The organism is Aquimarina sp. EL_43, from assembly GCF_943422735.1.
Classification (GTDB): Bacteria; Bacteroidota; Bacteroidia; order Flavobacteriales; family Flavobacteriaceae; genus Aquimarina; species Aquimarina megaterium.
On sequence record NZ_CALSBR010000001.1, the window covers coordinates 5339399 to 5364955 of the forward strand.

At 39.0% G+C, this 25557-nt stretch carries 6 protein-coding genes; all 6 read right to left on the reverse strand.

Annotated features, from left to right (window positions below; all coding sequences use genetic code 11):
• Window positions 1–325: 325 nt before the first annotated feature.
• The 6 genes from NNL09_RS22925 to NNL09_RS22950 all read right to left on the reverse strand — a co-directional run bounded on the left by NNL09_RS22925 (window position 326) and on the right by NNL09_RS22950 (window position 25130).
• On the reverse strand, window positions 326–670 hold the full coding sequence (locus NNL09_RS22925; RefSeq protein ID WP_196912051.1) for a hypothetical protein: 345 nt from the start codon (window positions 668–670) through the stop codon (window positions 326–328).
• Between the two features lie 600 nt (window positions 671–1270).
• Window positions 1271–2227, reverse strand: coding sequence for a type IX secretion system membrane protein PorP/SprF (locus tag NNL09_RS22930; RefSeq protein ID WP_196911911.1), 957 nt, complete (start codon window positions 2225–2227; stop codon window positions 1271–1273).
• Between the two features lie 76 nt (window positions 2228–2303).
• Window positions 2304–19823, reverse strand: a complete 17520-nt coding sequence (locus tag NNL09_RS22935; protein WP_254514274.1) for an HYR domain-containing protein — start codon at window positions 19821–19823, stop codon at window positions 2304–2306.
• A 67-nt stretch (window positions 19824–19890) separates the two neighbouring features.
• On the reverse strand, window positions 19891–20391 hold the full coding sequence (locus NNL09_RS22940) for a hypothetical protein (protein ID WP_196911818.1): 501 nt from the start codon (window positions 20389–20391) through the stop codon (window positions 19891–19893).
• A 1072-nt stretch (window positions 20392–21463) separates the two neighbouring features.
• Complete coding sequence (locus NNL09_RS22945; RefSeq protein WP_196911817.1) at window positions 21464–24568, reverse strand: sulfatase-like hydrolase/transferase; 3105 nt, start codon at window positions 24566–24568, stop codon at window positions 21464–21466.
• 409 nt (window positions 24569–24977) lie between these two features.
• On the reverse strand, window positions 24978–25130 hold the full coding sequence (locus NNL09_RS22950; protein ID WP_160170061.1) for a hypothetical protein: 153 nt from the start codon (window positions 25128–25130) through the stop codon (window positions 24978–24980).
• Window positions 25131–25557 lie beyond the last annotated feature (427 nt).

The window sequence follows — 25557 nt, forward strand, 5'->3', positions numbered from 1 at the left end:
ATAGTTGTTTTTAGAAATATCGTATATACCTATATCTAAGCAAGTCTTATGATTTTGAAGAAATAAAGATGTAGTTACCAAGGGTAATATGTTGAATATGTATAAAAAAGAAATTATTCTTTTTTTATCATGTAATAACTGAGTAAAATTCATCATATTTCTTTGTTTGGGGTATGAATTATGAAATAAAAAACTATAAAAATCCAACAATTATATTTGGACAATATTAACTTTTTTTTTTGTTAAAAAAGCGAGAAATAGTGTCAAAAAGCTTCTTTTTATCGATAAAAAGCTATTTTATTTCGACGAATGGTTATCCCCTCTACTAGCAAAATATCTTGTGATTTTTGTTATTAAGACGTAAACATCTCTCTTTATGAAGGTTAGATTCCGAAAGAAATCTATGAGCACATTTATCACTAAAATTGGTAGTAATTTCCCCTGTTTTTCTTTGGGTATTATGATAGTTTTTATGCTCTATAAGAACCGAAGAAGTTTCTAAAAAGGAATATGCTATAAAAGAATATGTTCCCAATAAAATGGTAATTATTCCTGTTAAAAATAACGCTCTATAATTAGGTGAATTATCAACTTGCTTTAGAATATAGCTCGTATAGATATTCTTAATAAAAGAAGATATATCTTTTGATATAAAAAAAAGGAACCTCATAATGGTGGTTTAGTTTAAATTATCGTTATTCAAATCCTTACAATTACTGGCTCGCCAAAAGTTTTATAATTGTTGGATTGTTTTTTATTTGTATTTAGTGTTGTTTATTCCTTATCTATTTTGATATTTTTTTAGTGTGAATCACTATTCACATACTCATTAAAAATTTATGTGTATCTAATTTGGAAAGAAAACCATTGGAATGTAGTTATACAATTTTAACAATAGTGTCATTAAGCGTTAAAAAAGAAAGTACATCAGTAGATTATACAAGGAAATATATTTATCGAATGTAATTTTTTTATATACGCAACAATAATTTAAAAAATAATGACTTATACCATGTTTTTCTCAACATCATAAATTTATATATAAATCCTTAATTATAAATACATTAAAAACTCAAAATAAATATGGTTTTACCATAATTATAATCATGTAATTGATTATTGATGTAAGAAAAAGATTAGATATGTAAGAAACTATAGTAGATGTCATTTCATTTACCCTTTGCATCTACTGAAACAAAATATTTCTATACAGTAAATTATAATGGTAAATAAATAGTATGATGTTATTTGATATGCTATGCAATTTTGGTTAAAAGAAACGAGGTGTTAGCATTCTATTGTACTTTTTGAAGAGTTCGAATCTAAGAAATACCTCATAACTCCCATCATTAAATTGACTCTGACCTAACTCTGTCGTTTCTCGATCATATGCAAAACCAATCATTAATGCATCCGAGATCTGAAATCCTATAGTACCACTTAAGGCAGCACTCCATCGATAAGCAGCTCCCAATGTTAAACGATCATACAATAAAAAATTAGCTGAAACATCTACCTGTAATGGAGCGCCAAACACTAGCTTACTCAAAACAGCTGGCTTAAACTTAACATCATCACTCAAATCAAAAACATGACCCGCTATCAAATAATAATTGATACGCTCCTCGGCCAAAAAACTAACAGCATCACTACTACTGGTAGTAGTACTCTCATCAAAATGATCCGTCTCTAATAAATTAGGAGCACTTAATCCTACATAAAATTTATGAGTATGATAATAAACCCCAACTCCAACATTAGGGCTAAACTTATTATCTATATTATTCTCAAACAAAGCATCATTGGTATTAAATTGTGATAGCTTTTGAAAATCAACATTTAATAAATGACCTCCGGCTTTTATACCTAAGCTTAACTTACCTGTTTCTGATGTCGGAATCGTATATGAAAAATCAATATCAAAATACGTCTCATCGGTAGGACCAATCTGATCATTAACTATAGACAATCCCAAACCAACTCGCTCATTACCACCAATAGGTGTATTAAGAGTAAGTGTCTGAGTTCGGGGAGCTCCATCTAAACCAACCCATTGACTACGATGAAGACCCATAATACTTAGTACACCTCGACTACCTGCATAGGCAGGGTTTACACTTATCGTGTTATACATATACTGAGTGTACTGAGCATCTTGTTGTGCATAACTGGTAAAAAAAGTAACGCTCAAAAACGCTGTCACAACTATTATCTTTATTTTTTTCATCCGTTTTAGTAGAACTATTTTAATTTAACCCACGAGTAGGTATACTAATACTCATGGGAATCTAAATTTTGGTTGATTATCTGTTAATATATAAATATCCAGCTCTAGACTTTTGGACTCCACTAGCATTTTCATATTCCAGGACATAATAATATGTTCCAACAGGTAATTCTTCTTTTCCATTTATAGTTTGCCTTCCACTAGAAATTCCTTTGAAGAACCTTACGCCTGGTTGTTCATATCCATCCTGTTCAAACACCTTAACGCCCCAACGATTATATATTTGTAATGTGTTTTTAGGAAAATCGCTTAGTCCCATGATCCTAAACTCATCATTAACACCATCTCCGTTAGGAGTAATTCCTGTATATATGATGATATTTTCTGGTACAATAACAAATACCGTCTCGTCTTCAAAATCACCATCATTATCTAAATCAATATTGGTATCATTTAATGGATCATCAGATATATCAGATACATCCAGACCGTCTGGATTTTGGCCAGTAACTGTAGCCTGGTTGGATACGCTACCAGAACGTATATCTTCTTCTGTTAGAATATAGGTTGCTGTAAAACTATCCGTATCTGTTTCTCCTGCAGCTAAATCAATCGGGCCACCTACTACTTCAACTCCTGGCAATGGATCATTAAGAATAATATTAGTAATATCTACATTACCTCTATTTTCTATAGTAAAGGTATATCGTATTTCATCTCCTGCATTAGAAATATCATCTCCATTTGTATCTACATATGAAGCTGTCTTAGTTAATGCCAGGTTAGAAATATCATTTGCAACTGCTACTGTAATAACTATTATAGCATCGTCACATACCACAGGAGTAGTGACACTACACAGAGTATAATTTATAGTATATTCCCCTGGTGTTGTATTTGGTAATACTGTTATTATTCCTGTTGTTGGATCTAGACTAACTCCATCACCAGAATCAGAATCTGTAACCGACGTTATAACAACATTTGTTCCTAGTGTAGCAGGATTACAATCTAACAAGTCGTTAGCATCTACAACATTTGCAGAGCTACCTCCTATACTTCCATTAATAACTACAATATCATTATTAGCAATTGTTACGGTCGGTACAGTTATATCAAAAGTACAAGTTTCACTATTTCCAGAAACGTCACTAAATGTATAAGTCACTGTAGTTGTTCCTACCGGAAATGCATCACCAGGGTTATGTGTACTACTAACAATTAATGGATCTGTACAATTATCGGTCGCAGTAGGTGGTGCCCAGCTAACAATAGCATTACACGTGTTAGCAGTTGCTGTCTGAACTATATCTGATGGGCAGCTGGTAACTACCGGATTTATATTATCTATTACAGTTACAGTTTGTGTACAGGTAGCCGTATTTCCTGAGCTGTCCGTTACTGTCCAAGTTATGGTCGTATCTCCTAATGAGAAAATCGCCGGTGCATCGCTAACCGTACTAACAACTGAACAATTATCTGAAGTGGTTGGAGTAACAAGAGCAACTCCTGTCGCTACACAACTCGCTGCATCTACATTGACACTCACATCTGCTGGGCACACTATCGTTGGATTAATATTATCGGTCACCGTTACGGTTTGAGTACAGGTCGATGTATTACCAGAACCATCGGTTACTGTCCAGGTCACTGTAGTATTTCCTAATGGAAAAACTCCCGGTGCATCGTTGGTTACACTAGCCACTGCGCAATTATCTGATGTAGTAGGTGTACCTAAAACAACGCCACTGGCAGTACATAGACCTGCATCTACATTAATGCTCACCACATCTGCAGGACATACTATTGTAGGGTCGGTAGTATCATCAACAATAACAGTTTGTGTCTGTTGAACTACATTACCATTTCCATCATCATAAGTCCAGGTCACCGTAAAGGTTCCTTGTGTTGTATATGTTAAAGGATCAGTAGTTGTTCCATTTATTGTTACAATTCCTCCGCATCCATCTGTAGCCGTTGGGATAGTAGTTATTGTTGCGCTACACTCCCCTACTACATCAGGTAATGGATTAACATCAGGAACCGGAATTCCTGTATCTTGTACTATTACCGTTTGTGTTTGTTGGCTTGTGTTTCCATTTCCATCATCATAAGTCCAGGTAATCGTGTATGTTCCGATTACTGTATAACTTGTAGGATCAGTAGTGGTTGCGGTTATTACTCCTCCACAATTATCTGTCGCTGTTGGAGCTATTGCTGTAGCGGTACACTCACCAACTACATCAGGTAATGGAATAACATTAGCTACCGGAGCTTCATTATCTGTTACCGTTACCGTTTGGGTACAGGTCACTGTATTACCAGAACTGTCGGTGACTGTCCAAGTTACGGTCGTATCTCCCAGTGGGAAGGTTGCCGGTGCATCATTAGTCACACTAGCCACTGCACAATTATCTGAAGTAGTCGGTGTACCTAAAGTAACTCCACTCGCAGTACATAAACCAGCATCAACATTTACGTTTACTGTCGCTGGACATGAAATTACCGGATCAATATTATCAGTTACTGTTACCGTTTGGGTACAGGTCGCTGTATTACCAGAACTATCCGTTACTGTCCAGGTGACTGTCGTATCTCCTATCGGGAAAACTCCTGGTGCGTCATTAGTCACACTCGCCACTGCACAATTATCTGAAGTGGTTGGTGTACCTAAAGTAACACTACTGGCAGTACATAGACCGGCATCAACATTTACATTTACTGTCGCTGGACATGAAATTACCGGATCAATATTATCAGTTACTGTTACCGTTTGGGTACAGGTCGCTGTATTACCAGAACTATCCGTTACTGTCCAGGTGACTGTCGTATCTCCCACCGGGAAAACTCCGGGTGCATCATTAGTCACACTAGCTACTGCACAATTATCTGAAGTAGTCGGTGTACCTAAAGTAACTCCACTGGCAGTACATAAACCAGCATCAACATTTACATTTACTGTCGCTGGACATGAAATTACCGGATCAATATTATCGGTTACGGTTACCGTTTGAGTGCAGGTAGCTGTATTTCCTGAACTATCCGTTACTGTCCAGGTGACGGTGGTATCTCCTAGTGGGAAAACTCCGGGTGCGTCATTAGTCACACTCGCCACTGCACAATTATCTGATGTAGTAGGTGTACCTAAAGTAACTCCACTGGCAGTACATAAGCCGGCATCTACATTTACATTTACTGTAGCTGGACATGAAATTACCGGATCAATATTATCAGTTACCGTTACTGTTTGGGTACAGGTCGCTGTATTTCCTGAACTATCCGTTACTGTCCAGGTTACGGTGGTATCTCCCAGTGGGAAAACTCCTGGCGCATCATTAGTTACACTAGCCACTGCACAATTATCTGAAGTAGTCGGTGTGCCTAAAACAACACCACTGGCAGTACATATACCGGCATCTACATTTACATTTACGGTTGCAGGACAACTGATGGTTGGATCTATATTATCAGTTACTGTTACCGTTTGGGTACAGGTAGCTGTATTTCCTGAACTGTCTGTTACTGTCCAGGTGACTGTCGTATCTCCTATCGGGAAAATTCCTGGTGCATCGTTAGTCACACTAGCTACTGCACAATTATCTGATGTAGTCAGTGTGCCTAAAGTAACTCCACTTGCAGTACATAGACCAGCATCAACATTTACATTTACTGTCGCTTGACATGCAATTACAGGATCTATATTATCAGTTACCGTTACTGTTTGAGTACAGGTCGCTGTATTTCCTGAACTATCGGTGACTGTCCAGGTGACTGTAGTGTCTCCCAGTGGGAAAGCTCCCGGTGCATCATTAGTCACACTAGCCACTGCACAATTATCTGATGTAGTAGGTGTACCTAAAGCAACACTACTTGCGGTACATAAACCGGCATCTACATTTACATTTACCGTAGCTGGACATGAAATTACCGGATCAATATTATCAGTTACCGTTACCGTTTGGGTACAGGTAGCTGTATTTCCTGAACTATCGGTGACTGTCCAGGTTACGGTGGTATCTCCCAGTGGAAAGGTTGCCGGTGCGTCATTGGTTACACTAGCCACTGCACAATTATCTGAAGTCGTCGGTGTACCTAAAGTAACTCCACTTGCAGTACATAGACCAGCATCAACATTTACATTTACCGTAGCAGGACAGCTGATGGTTGGATCTATATTGTCGGTTACGGTTACCGTTTGAGTACAGGTCGCTGTATTTCCTGAACTATCGGTGACTGTCCAGGTGACTGTAGTATCTCCTAGTGGGAAAACTCCTGGTGCATCGTTAGTTACACTAGCTACTGCACAATTATCTGAAGTAGTCGGTGTACCTAAAGCAACACTACTCGCGGTACATAAACCGGCATCTACATTTACATTTACTGTCACTGGACATGCAATTACCGGATCGATATTATCAGTTACCGTTACCGTTTGGGTACAGGTCACTGTATTTCCTGAACTATCGGTGACTGTCCAGGTGACTGTAGTATCTCCTATTGGAAAGGCTCCCGGTGCATCATTAGTTACACTCGCCACTGTACAATTATCTGAAGTAGTCGGTGTACCTAAAGCAACTCCACTCGCGGTACATAAACCTGCATCAACATTTACATTTACTGTCGCTGGACAACTGATGGTTGGATCTATATTATCTATTACTGTTACCGTTTGGGTACAGGTAGCTGTATTTCCTGAACTATCGGTTACCATCCAGGTTACGGTGGTATCTCCTATTGGAAAAGTACCCGGAGAATCATTAGTAGTACTCACTACGGTACAGTTATCAGAAATTGTGGGTGTAACTAAAGTAACTCCTGTTGCGATACAACTTCCAGGATTTACATTCACACTTACATCTGCAGCACACACTATTGTTGGATCAATGTTGTCTATTACAGTTACCGTTTGAGTACAGGTAGCTGTATTTCCTGAACTGTCGGTGACTGTCCAGGTGACTGTCGTATCTCCTATCGGGAAAACTCCTGGTGCATCATTGGTTACACTAGCCACTGCACAATTATCTGAAGTCGTAGGTGTACCTAAAGTAACTCCACTTGCAGTACATAAACCAGCATCAACATTTACATTTACTGTCGCTGGACAACTGATCGTTGGATCAATATTATCGGTTACGGTTACCGTTTGAGTACAGGTCGCTGTATTTCCTGAACTATCGGTGACTGTCCAGGTGACTGTCGTATCTCCTAATGGGAAAGCTCCCGGTGCATCATTAGTCACACTAGCTACTGCACAATTATCTGAAGTAGTAGGTGTACCTAAAGTAACTCCACTTGCAGTACATAGACCAGCATCAACATTTACATTTACCGTAGTAGGACAGCTGATGGTTGGATCAATATTATCTGTTACCGTTACCGTTTGAGTACAGGTCGCCGTATTTCCTGAACTGTCAGTTACTGTCCAGGTTACGGTGGTATCTCCTATCGGGAAAACTCCCGGTGCGTCATTGGTTACACTAGCCACTGCACAATTATCTGAAGTAGTCGGTGTACCTAAAGCAACACTACTTGCGGTACATAAACCGGCATCAACATTTACATTTACCGTGGCTGGACATGAAATTACCGGATCTATATTATCAGTTACCGTTACTGTTTGGGTACAGGTAGCTGTATTTCCTGAACTGTCTGTTACTGTCCAGGTGACTGTCGTATCTCCCAATGGGAAAACTCCCGGTGCATCATTAGTTACACTGGCTACTGCACAATTATCTGAAGTGGTCGGTGTACCTAAAGTAACACTACTTGCAGTACATAAACCAGCATCTACATTTACATTTACTGTCGCTGGGCAGCTGATGGTTGGATCTATATTGTCGGTTACGGTTACCGTTTGAGTACAGGTCGCTGTATTTCCTGAACTATCGGTGACTGTCCAGGTGACTGTAGTATCTCCTATCGGGAAAACTCCAGGTGCGTCATTGGTTACACCGGCCACTGCACAATTATCTGAAGTGGTTGGTGTACCTAAAGTAACTCCACTGGCAGTACATAAACCAGCATCTACATTTACATTTACCGTGGCTGGGCAGCTGATCGTTGGATCTATATTATCAGTTACTGTTACCGTTTGGGTACAGGTCGCTGTATTTCCTGAACTGTCAGTTACTGTCCAGGTTACGGTGGTATCTCCTATCGGGAAAACTCCCGGTGCGTCATTGGTTACACTAGCCACTGCACAATTATCTGATGTAGTCGGTGTACCTAAAGCAACACCACTCGCGGTACATAGACCAGCATCAACATTTACATTTACCGTGGCTGGACATGAAATTACCGGATCTATATTATCAGTTACCGTTACCGTTTGGGTACAGGTCGCTGTATTTCCTGAACTATCCGTGACTGTCCAGGTTACGGTGGTATCTCCTATCGGGAAAACTCCAGGTGCGTCATTGGTTACACTAGCCACTGCACAATTATCTGAAGTCGTCGGTGTACCTAAAGCAACACTACTTGCAGTACATAGACCAGCATCAACATTTACATTTACTGTCGCTGGACATGAAATTACCGGATCTATATTATCAGTTACTGTTACCGTTTGGGTACAGGTAGCTGTATTTCCTGAACTATCCGTTACTGTCCAGGTGACTGTCGTATCTCCTAATGGGAAAACTCCTGGTGCATCATTGGTTACACTAGCCACTGCACAATTATCTGAAGTAGTAGGTGTACCTAAAGTAACTCCACTCGCAGTACATAAACCAGCATCTACATTTACATTTACTGTCGCTGGACAACTGATCGTTGGATCTATATTGTCGGTTACCGTTACCGTTTGAGTACAGGTCGCTGTATTTCCTGAACTATCAGTTACTGTCCAGGTTACGGTGGTATCTCCTATCGGGAAAACTCCCGGTGCGTCATTGGTTACACTAGCCACTGCACAATTATCTGAAGTAGTAGGTGTGCCTAAAGCAACACTACTGGCAGTACATAAACCGGCATCTACATTTACATTTACGGTAGCTGGACAACTGATCGTTGGATCTATATTGTCGGTTACCGTTACCGTTTGAGTACAGGTCGCTGTATTTCCTGAACTATCGGTGACTGTCCAAGTGACGGTGGTATCTCCTAATGGGAATATTCCCGGTGCGTCATTAGTCACACTAGCCACTGCACAATTATCTGAAGTCGTAGGTGTGCCTAAAGCAACACTACTGGCAGTACATAAACCGGCATCTACATTTACATTTACGGTAGCTGGACATGAAATTACCGGATCGATATTATCAGTTACCGTTACCGTTTGAGTACAGGTCGCTGTATTTCCTGAACTATCGGTGACTGTCCAAGTGACGGTGGTATCTCCTAATGGGAATATTCCCGGTGCGTCATTAGTCACACTAGCCACTGCACAATTATCTGAAGTCGTCGGTGTACCTAAAGCAACACTACTGGCAGTACATAAACCAGCATCTACATTTACATTTACGGTAGCTGGACAACTGATCGTTGGATCTATATTGTCGGTTACCGTTACCGTTTGAGTACAGGTCGCTGTATTTCCTGAACTATCGGTGACTGTCCAGGTTACGGTGGTATCTCCTAATGGGAATATTCCCGGTGCGTCATTAGTCACACTAGCCACTGCACAATTATCTGAAGTCGTCGGTGTACCTAAAGCAACACTACTTGCAGTACATAAACCAGCATCTACATTTACATTTACGGTAGCTGGACATGAAATTACCGGATCGATATTATCAGTTACCGTTACCGTTTGAGTACAGGTCGCTGTATTTCCTGAACTATCGGTGACTGTCCAAGTGACGGTGGTATCTCCTAATGGGAATATTCCCGGTGCGTCATTAGTCACACTAGCCACTGCACAATTATCTGAAGTCGTCGGTGTACCTAAAGCAACACTACTTGCAGTACATAAACCAGCATCTACATTTACATTTACGGTAGCTGGACATGAAATTACCGGATCGATATTATCAGTTACCGTTACCGTTTGAGTACAGGTCGCTGTATTTCCTGAACTATCAGTTACTGTCCAGGTTACGGTAGTATCTCCTAATGGGAAGGTTGCCGGTGCATCATTAGTTACACTAGCTACTGCACAATTATCTGAAGTGGTTGGTGTACCTAAAGCAACACTACTTGCGGTACATAAACCGGCATCTACATTTACATTTACGGTAGCTGGACAACTGATCGTTGGATCTATGTTATCAGTTACTGTTACCGTTTGAGTGCAGGTCGCCGTATTTCCTGTACTATCGGTGACTGTCCAGGTTACGGTGGTATCTCCTAGTGGGAAAACTCCCGGTGCATCATTAGTCACACTAGCCACTGCACAATTATCTGAAGTAGTAGGTGTGCCTAAAGCAACACTACTGGCAGTACATAAACCGGCATCTACATTTACATTTACGGTAGCTGGACATGAAATTACCGGATCGATATTATCAGTTACCGTTACCGTTTGAGTACAGGTCGCTGTATTTCCTGAACTATCGGTGACTGTCCAAGTGACGGTGGTATCTCCTAATGGGAATATTCCCGGTGCGTCATTAGTCACACTAGCCACTGCACAATTATCTGAAGTCGTCGGTGTACCTAAAGCAACACTACTTGCAGTACATAAACCAGCATCTACATTTACATTTACGGTAGCTGGACATGAAATTACCGGATCGATATTATCAGTTACCGTTACCGTTTGAGTACAGGTCGCTGTATTTCCTGAACTATCAGTTACTGTCCAGGTTACGGTAGTATCTCCTAATGGGAAAACTCCTGGTGCATCATTGGTTACACTAGCCACTGCACAATTATCTGAAGTAGTAGGTGTACCTAAAGTAACTCCACTCGCAGTACATAAACCAGCATCTACATTTACATTTACTGTCGCTGGACAACTGATCGTTGGATCTATATTGTCGGTTACCGTTACCGTTTGAGTACAGGTCGCTGTATTTCCTGAACTATCAGTTACTGTCCAGGTTACGGTGGTATCTCCTATCGGGAAAACTCCCGGTGCGTCATTGGTTACACTAGCCACTGCACAATTATCTGAAGTAGTAGGTGTGCCTAAAGCAACACTACTGGCAGTACATAAACCAGCATCTACATTTACATTTACGGTAGCTGGACAACTGATCGTTGGATCTATATTGTCGGTTACCGTTACCGTTTGAGTACAGGTCGCTGTATTTCCTGAACTATCGGTGACTGTCCAGGTTACGGTGGTATCTCCTAATGGGAATATTCCCGGTGCGTCATTAGTCACACTAGCCACTGCACAATTATCTGAAGTCGTCGGTGTACCTAAAGCAACACTACTTGCAGTACATAAACCAGCATCTACATTTACATTTACGGTAGCTGGACATGAAATTACCGGATCGATATTATCAGTTACCGTTACCGTTTGAGTACAGGTCGCTGTATTTCCTGAACTATCGGTGACTGTCCAAGTGACGGTGGTATCTCCTAATGGGAATATTCCCGGTGCGTCATTAGTCACACTAGCCACTGCACAATTATCTGAAGTCGTCGGTGTACCTAAAGCAACACTACTTGCAGTACATAAACCAGCATCAACATTTACATTTACGGTAGCTGGACATGAAATTACCGGATCGATATTATCAGTTACCGTTACCGTTTGAGTACAGGTCGCTGTATTTCCTGAACTATCAGTTACTGTCCAGGTTACGGTAGTATCTCCTAATGGGAAGGTTGCCGGTGCATCATTAGTTACACTAGCTACTGCACAATTATCTGAAGTGGTTGGTGTACCTAAAGCAACACTACTTGCGGTACATAAACCGGCATCTACATTTACATTTACGGTAGCTGGACAACTGATCGTTGGATCTATGTTATCAGTTACTGTTACCGTTTGAGTGCAGGTCGCCGTATTTCCTGTACTATCGGTGACTGTCCAGGTTACGGTGGTATCTCCTAGTGGGAAAACTCCCGGTGCATCGTTAGTTACACTAGCTACTGCACAATTATCTGAAGTGGTCGGTGTACCTAAAGTAACACTACTGGCAGTACATAGACCGGCATCAACATTTACGTTTACCGTGGCTGGACATGAAATTACCGGATCTATATTATCAGTTACCGTTACCGTTTGGGTACAGGTAGCTGTATTTCCTGAACTATCGGTGACTGTCCAAGTGACAGTTGTATCTCCCAGTGGGAAAGCTCCCGGTGCGTCATTAGTTACACTGGCTACTGCGCAATTATCTGAAGTAGTAGGTGTACCTAAAGCAACTCCACTGGCAGTACATAAACCAGCATCTACATTTACGTTTACTGTCGCTGGGCAGCTGATCGTTGGATCAATATTATCGGTTACGGTTACGGTTTGATTGCAAATAGCCGTATTACCAGAACTGTCGGTGACTGTCCAGGTGACTGTAGTATCTCCTAGTGGGAAGGTTGCCGGTGCATCATTAGTCACACTAGCCACTGCACAATTATCTGAAGTAGTAGGTGTACCTAAAGTAACTCCACTTGCAGTACATAAACCGGCATCTACATTTACATTTACTGTTGCTGGGCAGCTGATCGTTGGATCTATATTGTCGGTTACCGTTACCGTTTGAGTACAGGTCGCTGTATTTCCTGAACTATCCGTGACTGTCCAGGTCACGGTGGTATCCCCCAGTGGGAAAGCTCCCGGTGCATCATTAGTCACACTAGCCACTGCACAATTATCTGAAGTCGTCGGTGTACCTAAAGCAACACTACTTGCGGTACATAAACCGGCATCAACATTTACGTTTACCGTGGCTGGACATGAAATTACCGGATCAATATTATCAGTTACCGTTACTGTTTGAGTACAGGTCGCTGTATTTCCTGAACTATCAGTTACTGTCCAGGTTACGGTGGTATCTCCCAGTGGGAAAACTCCTGGTGCATCATTAGTTACACTAGCTACTGCACAATTATCTGAAGTAGTAGGTGTACCTAAAGTAACACTACTTGCAGTACATAAACCAGTATCAACATTTACATTTACCGTGGCTGGGCAGCTGATCGTTGGATCGATATTATCAGTTACCGTTACCGTTTGGGTACAGATCGCCGTATTTCCTGAACTATCAGTTACTGTCCAAGTTACTGTTGTATCTCCCAGTGGGAAGGTTGCCGGTGCATCGTTAGTCACACTAGCTACTGCACAATTATCTGAAGTGGTCGGTGTACCTAAAGCAACACTACTTGCAGTACATAGACCGGCATCAACATTTACATTTACTGTCGCTGGACATGAAATTACCGGATCTATATTATCAGTTACCGTTACCGTTTGGGTACAGGTCGCTGTATTTCCTGAACTGTCCGTTACTGTCCAGGTGACTGTAGTATCTCCCAGTGGGAAAACTCCTGGTGCATCGTTAGTTACACTAGCTACTGCACAATTATCTGAAGTGGTCGGTGTACCTAAAGTAACACTACTGGCAGTACATAGACCGGCATCAACATTTACGTTTACCGTGGCTGGACATGAAATTACCGGATCTATATTATCAGTTACCGTTACCGTTTGGGTACAGGTCGCTGTATTTCCTGAACTATCGGTGACTGTCCAAGTGACAGTTGTATCTCCCAGTGGGAAAGCTCCCGGTGCATCGTTAGTTACACTAGCTACTGCACAATTATCTGAAGTGGTCGGTGTACCTAAAGTAACACTACTGGCAGTACATAGACCGGCATCAACATTTACGTTTACCGTGGCTGGACATGAAATTACCGGATCTATATTATCAGTTACCGTTACCGTTTGGGTACAGGTAGCTGTATTTCCTGAACTATCGGTGACTGTCCAAGTGACAGTTGTATCTCCCAGTGGGAAAGCTCCCGGTGCGTCATTAGTTACACTGGCTACTGCGCAATTATCTGAAGTAGTAGGTGTACCTAAAGCAACTCCACTGGCAGTACATAAACCAGCATCTACATTTACGTTTACTGTCGCTGGGCAGCTGATCGTTGGATCAATATTATCGGTTACGGTTACGGTTTGATTGCAAATAGCCGTATTACCAGAACTGTCGGTGACTGTCCAGGTGACTGTAGTATCTCCTAGTGGGAAGGTTGCCGGTGCATCATTAGTCACACTAGCCACTGCACAATTATCTGAAGTAGTAGGTGTACCTAAAGTAACTCCACTTGCAGTACATAGACCAGCATCAACATTTACATTTACTGTCGCTGGACAACTGATGGTTGGATCAATATTATCGGTTACTGTTACCGTTTGGGTACAGGTAGCTGTATTTCCTGAACTATCCGTGACTGTCCAGGTTACGGTGGTATCTCCTAATGGGAAAACTCCTGGTGCATCATTAGTTACACTAGCTACTGCACAATTATCTGAAGTGGTTGGTGTACCTAAAGCAACACTACTTGCAGTACATAAACCAGCATCAACATTTACATTTACTGTCGCTGGACATGAAATTACCGGATCTATATTATCAGTTACCGTTACCGTTTGGGTACAGGTCGCTGTATTTCCTGAACTATCCGTTACTGTCCAGGTTACGGTGGTATCTCCTAGTGGGAAAACTCCGGGTGCGTCATTAGTTACACTGGCTACTGCGCAATTATCTGAAGTAGTAGGTGTACCTAAAGTAACTCCACTGGCAGTACATAAACCAGTATCAACATTTACATTTACGGTGGCTGGACAACTGATCGTTGGATTAGTAGTATCTTCCACAGTAAGAGTTACAGTAATTGAAGTTTCAGGAGTACACACATAGATTGAACTTGAAACAACAACTCGATATTGATTACCATTATTTGCAACAACTGCATTGGTAATTGTTAATGTAGCAGTAGTTGTAGTACTATGAATTCCTGTATCTGTTAGATCATCCCAGGTACTACCATTAAACAATTGCCACTGATAGGTATCTGCATTAGATGTCGCGACAGTAAAGGTAGTATTTGCACCCGGGCATATCGTCGAATCAGATGGTTGTGTCGTAATTGATGGGGCAACTCCAGCTGTGGTAACATTAGCATTAGTACCTGTATACCCATCAGTTCCGGAAGTAACTACTCCGTTTCCATTTACCGTGAGGCCAGCTCCAAAAGTACCGCTACCCAGATATCCATTATTATCACCATCGGTAAATCCAGCTTCAATAACATCGTTACACCCATCGGCATCGCTATCTAATTCTAAGAAATTATAATTATTATCTGTATCACTATCAGCAATTGTATAATTAATGGTTCCGCTACTTTCACTTCCAGGTGCCTGAACTGCATCTGGTACTCCATCTGAACTTAAAGCGCCAGATACAACACCGTTTACATGCGCTTGATTATGACCTGCTTCTACAGCATCATAAATCCCATCATTATCACTATCCAAATCTAAACGATCCACAATGTTATCACCATCAGTATCTCTGTCAAAACATAATACAAAAGAATTTGCCTTAAAAGCTAACCAGGAATCAAAAAGATTATCTCCATTATCAGCTACTCCGATTTTTATGGTGTTATTTCCTGCATTTAACACTGCAGAAAAGGTTATCGTGTGTGTAAAACCATCTGCTTCAATATTTATGGCTGTAGGAACCGTTTCATTATCGGTATATGATCCGCTATCTACTGTGTTGTTTACTGTATCAATACTTAGTTGTGCTCCTGAAGGTGTTAATGCTAAATTGGTTCCGTTTATAAATATTTTAGGGGCATCGTTTAATCCAGAATTCACATAATCATTATATTCTTCTGAAGCAAAAACAAATTGACCCGAGATCACTGTTTCTGCTGGAATATTAACTACTATTTCGAGACTGGCAACATCAAATTCTGCACTACCTCCACCAAAATCGGCATCTTTTCCTCCTCCTGCAGCACCTGTACCATTAATTCCATCTCCTAATGCACTAGGGGTTGAGAATTGATTAGATAAATTATCATCTAACTCGAGAACATTACCCGAAGAAAAAATAATTCCTCGATCAAATCCAAGGAATGCATTTAACGCTCCTCCACTACTCGTTATTTGATCACCATCATTGAATGTTCCTATTTGTGTTACAGCTCCATTACCTTCATTAACACTAGCAGATACCAAAGTAAGATCAGAATTAGGGGCAAATAATAAATTTGCCAGAGTAGTGGCATTATTTTCTGCTGTAATCTCAAAAGTGGTATTGGCATCATCTAACAATTCGACTCCAAATGATCCTCCTCCCAAATCACATTCATCTCTATCCAGGATTCCATCATTATCATCATCCAAATCTATAGAATCCATTATACCATCTCCATCTGAGTTCACAGTTAAAAGTGCAGGGCCGGCGGGATCAATAATTTGTCCATCCGAAACGGTATCATCACCAAATACTCCATCTGTAAGATTATAAGAAGCTGTAGCAATTGTTCTTGCGCCTATGGTTGTTGTATTTAGTGTAGTAGTAAAATCCTGATAAATATCTGAAGCTCCTCCAGGAGTGGTTGGTCCATATTTTCGATATGTAAATCCTGCTAAAGAATTAGTAATATGCCAATAGTAAGTAACTGTTACATCGTCTCCCGGAGTTATACAGTCTAAAGTAAAATCTACTAATCCATAAGGGTAATGATATGTTGCATCATTAGCTGCCAGCTCTGATTCTAATACAGTACTGATACTCGAGATCTGAAAACAAATTCCTGTGGTTTCTATGGTTACATATCCTGTACCATCTGCTATTGGTATAGTAGCTACATTTCCTTGTAAAGAATCTAATATTCCATCTCCGTTTCCATCGCCTCCGTTAGGTCCTGCATTCTCTACAGTTCCTGTAACTCCATCACCATCTTCACAACCTGTAGCTACAGCATTATTTGTTACGGCTGCTACTGCTCCTGTGTTATATGCTGCTGCAACTACCAATCCATTAGAATTGACAGTCCCTGCAGTTACTGTAAGTGGTTCTGTGGCCGTATTCCAAGGGTTATAAACTCCTCCATTTGCTCCATCTGCATTCCAATCATTATAAGCTTCGTTGGCATCACTACATCCATCTGCATCACTATCCAGGGATTCGAAATCAGCATCTCCGGCTGCATCGGTGTTTGCTATTGTATAATTAAGTACTCCAGATTCGGCTACAGTTTCTATGCTGTCGAAAAGTCCATTATTTCCTGATCCTGTATCGGCGCCATTAATTCTTCCGTTACTGGTAGCAAACCCATGACCTGCTTCTATAGCATCATAGATACCATCATTATCACTATCTAAATCATAAAAATCAGGGATTCCATCTCCATCGGTATCAAAAGCAGTTTCGACGGCTCCATCCACATTTCCTGTTCCTGCATCGGCATCATTATCATCAAGATAAGCAAAGATATTATCTGTATCTCCATCTGCATAGGGATCAGACGGAGCTTCATTCAAATTAGGAATTCCGTCATTATCTACATCCAAATCCCAGGGATCTAAAACAAGATCACCATCCAGATCAAAAGCAGAAGATGCTGTTGGGCACGCAAATCCATCATTACTGGTGGTAGCTATTGTATTGTTTAAAAGTGTTACAGAAGGTGTTGCAGTGGTATAATCGTTAACCAGGTACATTCCTCCATTATTATAGGAAACATATAAGCGATTTTCTGCATCAGTAAATGCAGCTCCAAAATTAGTTGCTGTAGGAGTTCCCAGACCTGAAACTTCTGTTTTAACAAGTGTAGTAAGATCCCAATTAATTAACAAATCTGTATTACTTACGCCATATAATTTTCCGTTGATAAAAACTACATCATTGGTATTTTTATTCGTTCCTCCTGTAAAAGTAACCGTAACTACTGCGGGTGAACCACCAACTGGTAAGGTGGATAGATTTTCTATTTTGTCATAATGTTTTCCTCGATTAATCCATAGATTATCATTATCATCAACATCACCAGATATGCCACCACCACTCATGTTAGTTAGTGCGCCCAAATCTTGAAAAGAACCATCTGCTCCTATACGAAGTAAGTGATTATGGATAGGACTGCTTGAAGCTCCTCCTTTACCAATCGCATACACATAATCATCAATTCTATTATACCCAGTTGCGTTGTATAATTGACTCACTGCAATAGGATCAGAATATTCTCCTGTTATGGCATCGTAACTTTTTAACTCTCCAGAGATAATTTGAAAAAAGTTTTGAGGACAACTAAATGGAGTAAGTGAGCATGCTGCTGACACTACTCCACCATTAATATAATCTGCATTAGGAGTGGTATACCCATCTACTGCACTAGTTACTACTCCGTCTTCATTAACGGTTACGACAAGAGGCCCTAAAATACCATCACTACTTTCGTCTGTAAAACCTGCTTCTCGAACATCACTACACGTATCTCCATCACTATTTGTAGATTGAAAATTAGGATTTCCTACCGTATCTGTATCTGCTATTGTATAATTAATTATACCAGAATCTACTATAGTTTCCAGGCCATCGAAAAGCCCATTTGTACCTGCTCCTGTATCCTGACCGGTTATTCTTCCATTGGTATGTGGCAAACCATGTCCTGCTTCGACCACATCATAAATCCCGTCATTATCACTATCAAGATCAAAAAAATCAGGAACTCCATCTCCATCGGTATCAAAAGCAGTTTCGATAGCCCCATCTACATTTCCTGTTGCTCCATCGGCATCATCATCATCTAAATATGCAAAAATCAAGTCTCCATCTCCATCGGCAAAAGGATCAGATGGAGATTCGTCTGTATTTGTTAGACCATCCCCATCTACATCTAAATCTAAAGGATCTAAGATATCATCACCATCCTGATCTATAGGTGAGGGTGCCGAGGGGCATGAAAACCCATCATTACTGGTTGTTGTAGCTGTAGAGTTTAAAAATGATGATGTTGGTGTTCCTGTTGTGTAATCATTGATTAAATACAACCCACCATCATTATACGATACGTACAAGCGGTCTTCATTATCTGTAAATGCTGCTCCAAAACCAAGAGTTGTGGTTGGAGTACTTAAACCTCCTACTACCGTTTTAATAGATGTATCGAGATCCCATATAATGAGTTCTGCGCTTTTATTAACTCCATATAATTTTCTATTGATATGCACAACATCATTAACCTCACCTGCAGGCCCTGTAAAAGTAACGGTTACTACTGCGGGAGCCCCTCCTACCGGAAGGGTTGACAGATTTTCGATTCTGTCATAATGATCTCCCCTATTGATCCATAAATTATCACTGTCATCAACGTCTCCTGATATACCACCAGATCCCATATTGGTCAAAGCTCCAAGATCTGCTATAGATCCATCGGCATCAATACGAACTAAATGACCATTTATGGTACCGGCTCTTCCTATAGCATATACAAAATTATCAACCGGGTTATATCCTGTAGCATTATAGAGATCATTTGTGCTAATCGGTGCCGAATATTCACCCGTAACTGCATCATAGCTTCTTAATTCGCCACTAATGACCTGATAAAATGTAGAAGGACAGCTAAACTGTCCATATCCCAAAGAACCTATAAGCATAAAGGCTATACCCCATGCTATAGAGAGCCTGCTCTTCTTTTTATTTTTTCTTACTATACAAAAACGTAACAATCTATTTATCAAGATGAATATGAATTGTATTAGAAACAAGAATCGTGTATTGATTTTCATAAGCTATTTATGATAAAATTGTTTTATTATTATTCTGAAGGGATTCATACGAATCCATATCTACTATGTTTTTAGAAATACATATTAGCGTAATACCGCCAACTAATGTGTAGTCCTGCTGAATTGATCTTAAATATTTCTGAAAAGAAGTATGAGTAGTACTTACCACATTATTTTTTGAGTCATGCGTAGTACTATATGTTTTACTTTTATATAAATATGTATATACATGAGTATGTATACTATCCTTAAAAGCGGTACTATTTTCTATAGGTACCTCGGTGCGATTATTACTTTTTAATAAAAGGACAGAAGAAGACTCTAAAAATGAGTATGCAATAAAAGAGTATAATACTAACAGAAGTGTAATTACTCCCATCAAAATTATGATGTTATAGTTGGATAGTGTATCTATTTTTCGAACATAATTCGTATAGATACCAGAAAAACTATCTTTTATATAAGAAGACCTTTGTACATCCTTTGATGCAAAAAAATGAAACCTCATAATGGTTAATTTAGTATTAAATTGATCGTTATTCAGATCCCTGGGATTGCTGGCTCGCCAAAAGTTTTACAATTCCGGGATTGTTATTTTCTATGCTATATTCTCATTATTATTTATGTGCATTATCAAACAAAAAATATCTTTTCCTTCTACATTAAATACCAAAGCATTGTTTGGTAACAGATTCTGAAAATCACGTGTTTTGTATTTTCAAAATGGTATTATATAGTTTGCATATGAAAAAATCAGATGAGGAAAACATCATCACACATTTTACGAAGGAAATAAAAGTAGTGCAATCCATAAGCAATTTATTATATCGATTAAAGTTCACTAACTATAATATCTACGGGCAAATAAATACTATAATGTATCACAGCTATATTGCCGTAATTTTCTATGCTAAATAGCTATCAAAAAATAACACATTTGGGACATCAAGGGGTAAGAAATAAAATGTCTGGTGTAATTTTTTCTATAAGCAATATCTATTTTAAATAATGTGTTTACGTTATGCTTTTATTAACATTATAAATGTATACATAAAACTTTGATTATGAGTATCTTAAAACACCAAAATAATTACGGTTTTACCATAAAAATAGGTTGAAATCATCAATTTTCGGGATAAAAGGCAGAAATTTGAGAAAATCCTACGAATACGTAATACAATTTCTAAAAAAGTAATCCGTACCTTTTTAAGGTCATTTAGTTAAGAAATTAAGTAATACCAGTATCAAATTAAGTCTATTAAAATGTAAACAAGATTTACATTTTATTTTGATTTCGATAAGGCTCAATATTGCAACGATTTTCGTATATCAAAAAAACAAAAGAGGTTATCAAAATGATAACCTCTTTTTACTTTGCATTCGTACCTTACTCGTCATATGATCTAATACCATTTGCACTTTAAACCTACTGGAATAAAATGTTCTTTTTTCATCTCAGTTTCAGAATAAAAATAAACCGTAGCCCTGCTATGTTTGATTTTTCTTCTTTACTGAAACAAAAAAATCTTAATTTTCTTTGCCAGCAAATTCAAAATACAAATGGTACAATATAATTCACATTACATCTTGATCAATCGTTTTTGAATTATAGTATCACCAACACTTATTTTTATAAAATATTGTCCCGTAGATAAATCTTGAGTAGGCACTTTAATTCTTTCTTGATTTGTATATGATTTCAAGAAAATTGATTGTCCTAAATTATTAAATATCTCGACTTCTGTATTTTGATCACTACTTTCTTTTGAGGTGATATATATCTGGTTTCCAAATGGATTTGGATATATCGAAAACATATCCTCTTTAGCTATCGTTTCTTCTGTTATTGCTTCTGGCTCTTCGGCTTGTACCTCTGGTCGCACTTCTGCTTCTGTAGATACATCATTAACAATTGTTGTGATGGTCATAGAAGCAGCTGGAGTACTACAACCATTAATCACTACATCATCTATATAAACCCAATCAGAATTACCAGATGCATCGGCTCTAAATCGAAGTTGAGTCGTTGCCGTAAAAGGTCCCGGGATTACCACCTGATCATTATAGCGTTGATCATTTACAAATTCATCAGACTGATTCCATTCTTCTACAGTTGTAAAGTTTGCTCCACCATCTGTTGATATCTGAAGCCAGAAATCTTCATTACTATTATCCATACTTCTACAGTAATACGAGAAATTAATCGTTAACTCTTCATAACTTGTCATATCAAAATTAGAAGTAGTCATCACCGATGTAGAAGTGTTATCTCGTAATCGTATACAATACGTTCCCGAATTTGCATACGCTGCATCGCTAGCACTTCTTCTTGCATCAGATCCACCACCGGACCATACGCCCCACCCAGATTCGAAATCTTCTGAGTTAATAACCGCATATGTACATTGTGATGGGTTAGGATCTGGGAGACATCCAGATGTGATCACCTGCGCTGCAGAAAGTGCAAAATCATAAATAACAACTGCATCCATTTTTCCGGTATAAAAATTATCTGTAGTTTCTCCAAAACTATCTTTTTTCTGTACTCCGCCAATTCCTCCGGATCCTATATGTGTAGGAACAGAACTTGGTGCTGCACTACTTGAAGCAGCAGAAACACCATCAATATATAAACTATGACTGGTACTTCCGCCATTATACACCACAGCAACGTGGTGCCAATCGCCATCATTCGGAAAAGCTACACTATGACTATCAGAAACAGTAGCACTATTTCTTACTATAGATTCCAGATTTGAGCCGTTTAGTCTCAATACAACTCCACTAATCCCTCCTCCTTCTTCAAAAAGATTCTGGATACCAGACAGAGCAGTTGGTTTTATCCACATAGCAACACTTCTTTGCGACATCGATGCAATCAAAAATGGACCAGGGTTCTGGCTATATTGTATTTTGGTCGCTCCATCAAATACAGCAGATCGATCTCCTTCTTTAAAATCTACGGCATCATAAGTTAACGTTCCTATAGTCGAAAGAGGATCATTATTATTTGAAGAAGCATCATTTGCATCTACTCCAACGTCAAAATTCCAAAGTGCCAAATACGTATCTGGCTCAACACAACTAACAACTGGTGGGTTAATTTGGATAATTTCTGGTAAAGGAACCGTAAGTCCACTACTTCTATAGGTAGGCAAAGGAGCAGATATATTAATTAGATAATTACGAAGATCGGTACTTAGATCATTTGCAATAGTTAAGGTTGCATTATCAGGGCTTCCTGATAGTAAGTTAGTAGCTTCGCCAATATCGGTTATTAGGTTATACATTTCATAAGAAGCTGTTTCATAATTATGAATCAACTTATAATCTCCTTTACGTATAATAGATACAGGTCTTTGATCACGTTTAGAATCAATCAGGTATCCAGGAAAATGCCAGTAGATTGCATCTCTATTTAGGTTAGGATTCGTACCGGTTAGCATAGACCATTGGCTTACACCATCGATATCATATCCTGCGGGTAATGTTCCTCCTGCGGCTTCTACAAGTGTTGGGTACAGATCGAAAGCAACAATAGGAGTATTATTAATTGTACCCGTATTTGCTAATAAACCTTCTGACCATGCTATAGTAATTGATCTTACTCCACCTTCATAATGTTGTCCTTTCATTCCTCGTAAAGGACCATTATCTTCTGTTCCGATAGCGCCACCATTATCAGAAATAAAATATACCAATGTATTTTCTGATAACATATGACCAGGATTTCTTGGATCTGCCGTTGTTTTTAAATAATCGATAAGTCTGCTAATGGTTTGATCCATTCCTTCGGCAATTGCTGCCTGACTTACATTAGTATGTCCCATCTGGCTGGGGTTTGTGTTATTTTTAGCCACATATTTGGCATATAAATCGGGCCTTGCATTTGCCTGTCCCCAAGGGCCATGTATTGCATAATTACTAAAATGCATAAAAAACGGAGATGTATTATTTGCATTCATAAAATCGATTGCGGCATCTGCCATCGCATCGGTTACATGTTTTGCTGTTCCTTCTAGAGAGTTATCTCCTGCTAGTGCCATAGATTCACTTAGTGTATAAGGATCTGCATATGGATCTAGTTCTGGACCTATCCTGCTATGAAAAGTCCAAACACCACCAGATTGCGAAGCAAAATAACTTCCTGGAGCACCATCAGAACCACCACCATAGTTAAAATCAAATCCCTGGTCGGTAGGTCCGTTGCTCATACTTCCTCCCGAGTGATATTTTCCAAAATGGGCTGTTGTATACCCGCTTGCTTTTATGGTTTCGGCTATTGTAATCGCACTGGCAGGAATTTCATCTTCTCCGTTAGATAGTCCTTGACTAGGGCCTACTAACAAAGTAGAATTTCCTCCTCTATTTAAACCATTTACTGCAAATACATTATTATCGGGTCTTGATGCATATTGCCCACTTAAAATTGCTGCCCTGGTTGGTGCACAATTTGCTCCATTTACATAGGCCTGCGGAAATGCAATACCTTGAGCAGCCAATGTTTCTAAAGTTGGCGTCTCATAAAAATCACTGGGATTATTAATGTTAGTTGCCCCCGTACTCACTTGTGACCACCCCATATCATCGGCAATAATGACCACGATATTTGGGGATTGAGAATGAATCGAACTACTAACGCCAATACAGAGTAGCAGTACTAAGAATTTGGTTGTTGTTTTCATAGATTAATGGTTTAAAATTTACAATCGTAATGATTGGATAGATTAGTTATTTATGTATTCGTTTTTTAATTGAAATCTAATACTGATAGTACACTACGAAGCCTAATGCTTCTATACTATCTTATTGTCAAACTGATCTTTGGGAGGATTCTAAATTTAGAAAGGAAAATTATTATCAGGTCTGGGAAACCACTAACTCAAAAAAATAAGAATTCTGAGTGCTTTTTTAGAAAACATCATTAGATGTATTGTTTCTAAATTGTAATTAGTATTTGTATTCCAGACACTGCTTTTGTTGGCTCGCCAAAGTTTTACAGTTGCAGTGTTATTTTATATCCTGTTGTTTAACGCTATATAATGATAACAAACTGGTTCGTATGCTAATGCAGCATATATGCTCTTATATTTTTTAAGAGGTGCTATAATTGGTCATATCCATTGCTTTTAGATCTGAAAAAGAATCAGATCCAACACTAATGGTATAGATGTTATATACGAGGTAAAAAGATGATTTAAAAAGCATTTGCATCACCTTTACAAAGAAAAAAGTAAATGTAGTCATAAGTAGAATAATTTAATTAATATCTAAAAATTAGCTCATTAACCTAAACATGTGATTGGGTACATGATTAGTATTATTTACATTATGACAATTGTAATTTGATGATATCGTATACTTAAAAAAGACTATATCTAGTAGTTGGGGTAGGCACTACTGTCCTTAATAACTAAACTATTTTACATCCAGGTTTCTGTTAAGTTTTTTTTAACATTATAAATGTATATATAAAACTTTGATTAAGAGCAATTTAAACCCTCAAAATAAGTAAGGTAAAACCGTATTTTATATATTTATATGCTTGAATACAAGTAAAATCCAAAAAATAAAAGATATAGGTATTTATAAATAGTTATTTTATTTAATGTGGATTCCGGATCAAGTCCGAAATGACAGAGTGAATTTGTACGAAACGTAATCAGATGCCAGC